The sequence below is a fragment of the Brunnivagina elsteri CCALA 953 genome (genome assembly GCF_002289455.1).
Classification (GTDB): domain Bacteria; phylum Cyanobacteriota; class Cyanobacteriia; order Cyanobacteriales; family Nostocaceae; genus Brunnivagina; species Brunnivagina elsteri.
Genome location: NZ_NTFS01000566.1, coordinates 1 through 3,225, shown reverse-complemented (window position 1 = coordinate 3,225; position 3,225 = coordinate 1). Strand labels below are relative to the sequence as shown.

General features: G+C 41.4%; 3 protein-coding genes. All 3 read right to left on the bottom strand.

Annotation, left to right across the window (positions count from 1 at the left end; translation table 11 throughout):
* Positions 1-309: 309 nt before the first annotated feature.
* Positions 310-858, bottom strand: a complete 549-nt coding sequence (gene fcmC / locus CK510_RS28425) for a filament morphology membrane protein FcmC (RefSeq protein ID WP_095724837.1) — start codon at positions 856-858, stop codon at positions 310-312.
* Positions 859-863: 5 nt separating this feature from the next.
* Positions 864-2,039, bottom strand: a complete 1,176-nt coding sequence (fcmB, locus tag CK510_RS28420; protein WP_095724836.1) for a filament morphology actin-like protein FcmB — start codon at positions 2,037-2,039, stop codon at positions 864-866.
* Positions 2,040-2,319: 280 nt separating this feature from the next.
* On the bottom strand, positions 2,320-2,988 hold the full coding sequence (locus tag CK510_RS28415; RefSeq protein ID WP_095724835.1) for a DedA family protein: 669 nt from the start codon (positions 2,986-2,988) through the stop codon (positions 2,320-2,322).
* Positions 2,989-3,225: the final 237 nt, after the last annotated feature.

Here is a 3,225-nt window from a genome sequence, read left to right as displayed (position 1 = left end):
GCGTTCGCGTTTAATTTCCCTTTACTTTCTCATGATTTATTTATCTTTCTTGGAAGAATAAAAACTGGGATGTACCCTATGAGTACTTCTATATGTTTTACTTATCTATTAGGGTAAATTTCCTTTCCTAGTATATTCAAGAAGCATGACTCGACAACAAATACATGTCAGCAAAGAGAAAAGAATGAAAGAGAAAAACTTTTTCCCTTTTCCATCGCAAATAGCAAGTTAAAACAATACTCCTTAATAGATACCTATTAAGGAGCTGATTAATTCGAGTACAAAAGACCCAACCTGAATAATAATTGATTAAAAATCGTCCACAAGCTGACTGAGACGGCTGATTACAGGGTCAACCTCTTGAGAAGGAGCGTAAGAAATAGGCGTATTGCTTACGTTAACTGTAGATGCAGGAAGGGATTGGTTTGGAGTTACTTGGACAGAAACACCAGTAGTAATTGCGATCGCTAACTGAGCAACCTGCTGGCTAACTTGCATTAACTGGCGTTCTAACAAATCCAAGCGATTCGATTCCCTAGCATAAAAACGCTCCTCAAGGTCAGCCACTTGACGATGTAAATCAGCAATTCTCGGTTCACCAGCACCATTAGTAACAGTATTAGGGTTATTAACTGGGTTATTAATGGGTAATGGTGTAGAGCTTGCAGTTGGTTTTGGTGCAGGACGTACCGATTCTGGCACACACAAAGCTTGCCATAAAGCATCTTTACAGAGGTCGCTGAACGATTGATTGGGGTTTTTTTCCAAATGGCTTTCGATCAGCGCAAGCAAACTTTCGTCAGCGACCCCTGGATTGAACGTAATCGATTTAACTTCTTTCTTTGACCATTGGAACATCAGTTTTAAGCCTTAGCGGAGCGATTGGATAGCTGTGCTTCTCCATAAATATACTGCCCCAAGGCATTTGCTTGACGTGATGGAGCTGCTAAATGGGCATTAATTTTTGCTTCTTTTAGCAGTCTTTGCATATCTTCCCAGAAAAACTCACCACCACCACCAGTAAGAATCACATCGGTAACACGTTCGGGTATCCATGCGAGGATGCGGTTACAGATTTCCCGTGAGAACATTTCGATCAGGTTTGGCAAGAAATCATCAAGGTTGGTGGGTTTGCTTGCACCACGAGGACGGTAGAAGCGATCGCCTTTGGGACGGTTCACTGATGAAATCAATGACAGGGATTGGGCATCGGAACCTTCGATTTCGGCTGCGACCAATTCATAAAACTTGTTCATTCCGAATTCTTCACTCTTAGAAGCACCGCGAGCAAAGCGGAAATTATCAACCATCAAGCAGTCAATTGTTTGATGTCCAATATCAACAATTGCGACGGAAACTTTGGTAAAATCAGCAGTGTTTGGTCCCTTTTTGGGTTGAGCTTCACACCACAGCAAACTACCATAGCCTTCGGGCATTATCCAAACTTTAGTCACGTTCAAACTAACATTCTCACCACGGAAACTCATCACGTGGGGACCACTAATTTGGCTCATCAACTGATTTTTTTCGCGCTCGAACTGCTCTTGGGAGTGATAAGGCAAACTCAGTACGACAGAAATCTCGTCTTTAAGTTTGAAGTAACCAGCACAGCCTAAAACCTTTGCCAATGCATCTTCTACTTTTGATTGACCAACACCGAGATTTGCGCCAAAATCGGCTGCTAGTTGACCGATCGCATAACCACTACCTTGGAATTCCATCCACAAATCCATTAATGGATCGGTTGCACGAACTTCAAAAACTCCACTGCGTACTTCTTCCATTGTCATTTTCTTGACATTGGATGGGATGAATACAACGTTGTTTGGTTCGCGACTGACGGAAGTTTTTGTTGAGGTTCTTCCTAAGTCAACGCTGAGAATGTTTTTACCTGCACCATTACCACCTGGTTTGGGAACAGTATTCATCGGATTTGCGTTCATTGGAGTTGATGCCGAAACGCGATTCATGGGTATGGCAGCAGCGTTCATTGGAGTCGCTGCACTGATTGGGGAAGAGTTGTTAGGTTGGTCTGTCATGAAAGCTCCTAGTGGTTACTTAGCTTAAACAAATTATCACGCCCATCTTACAAAAATACGAGTACTAAAAAATGCAAGTACAAGAAATTTGTCAATTCGTCAAATGTAGCTAGAAATGCGCCAAAAACTATCAAAGACTAGCGTAAAAAATTGTCTTTGTCTATTTCGCGCTTTATATTAACTGATAAATTGGGTGAAAAAAATCACAGGATTTAAAACTGGTTTGAATAGCTCAAATGCCTGTTTGTGGTGACTGAATAAATTCAGTTGCGACTGCCTTTTACCTTTTTCTGCGCTTTTGTCTGCGCTTAAACGTCCAAAAACCGAATGCCAGTAACAAACCTGCCAGCACAATTTTGGATACGGGGGCAAGGTACTTATCCACCAGTTCATATTGGCTACCTAATGCGTATCCTGAGTATGTTAGCAAACCTACCCAGAGTGCGCTACCCAAAGTTGTATAAAATAGGAATGGAATTAGGGGCATATTACTAATTCCGGCGGGAACAGATATTAAAGTTCGTATTCCCGGTACAAGTCTACCGATGAATACTGCTTTAGTTCCTTGACGGTTGAACCATTGGCTGGATTTGGTAATATCGTGACTCGATACGGTTATCCACTTGCCGTACTTGTCAGCGAGTTGTTTCAAGCGTGGTTCCCCAAGCATTTTTCCTGGGTAGTACCAAACTAGTCCACCTAAAACTGAGCCAATCAATCCTGCCAAAAATACCCCGAATATATTCAGTGGTTCGACATCAGGTGGTAATTTACCTAAAGCTTTGACTGCTGCTACTGCTTTTTCATTGGCAGTAAAGCCAGCTAAAGGCATAATTAATTCTGAAGGTATGGGTGGAAAGAGATTTTCCAGGAACATCATTAAAGCTATTCCCACGTAGCCCAAGGAGTAGATGATTTGAGTGACGTTCGTTATAATCCAATCAGACATTCAGTTAATTCCCGGAACTTTTAAGCTGCATCAATAATCATTTCAACGATTTTCCCTGAACATGCGCGATCGCAAACACATTTCTCACAAACAAATAAGGCAGTCCCTATAAAGTTCGTACAGTACCAAGTATAAAAATTGGCATTGGTGTATCTACAGCGATTTTGTCGAAGTAGTGTTTTGAAATGCAGATGAATGCTTAACCCATCTGTATTTCACTCTCATAAATTAATACAA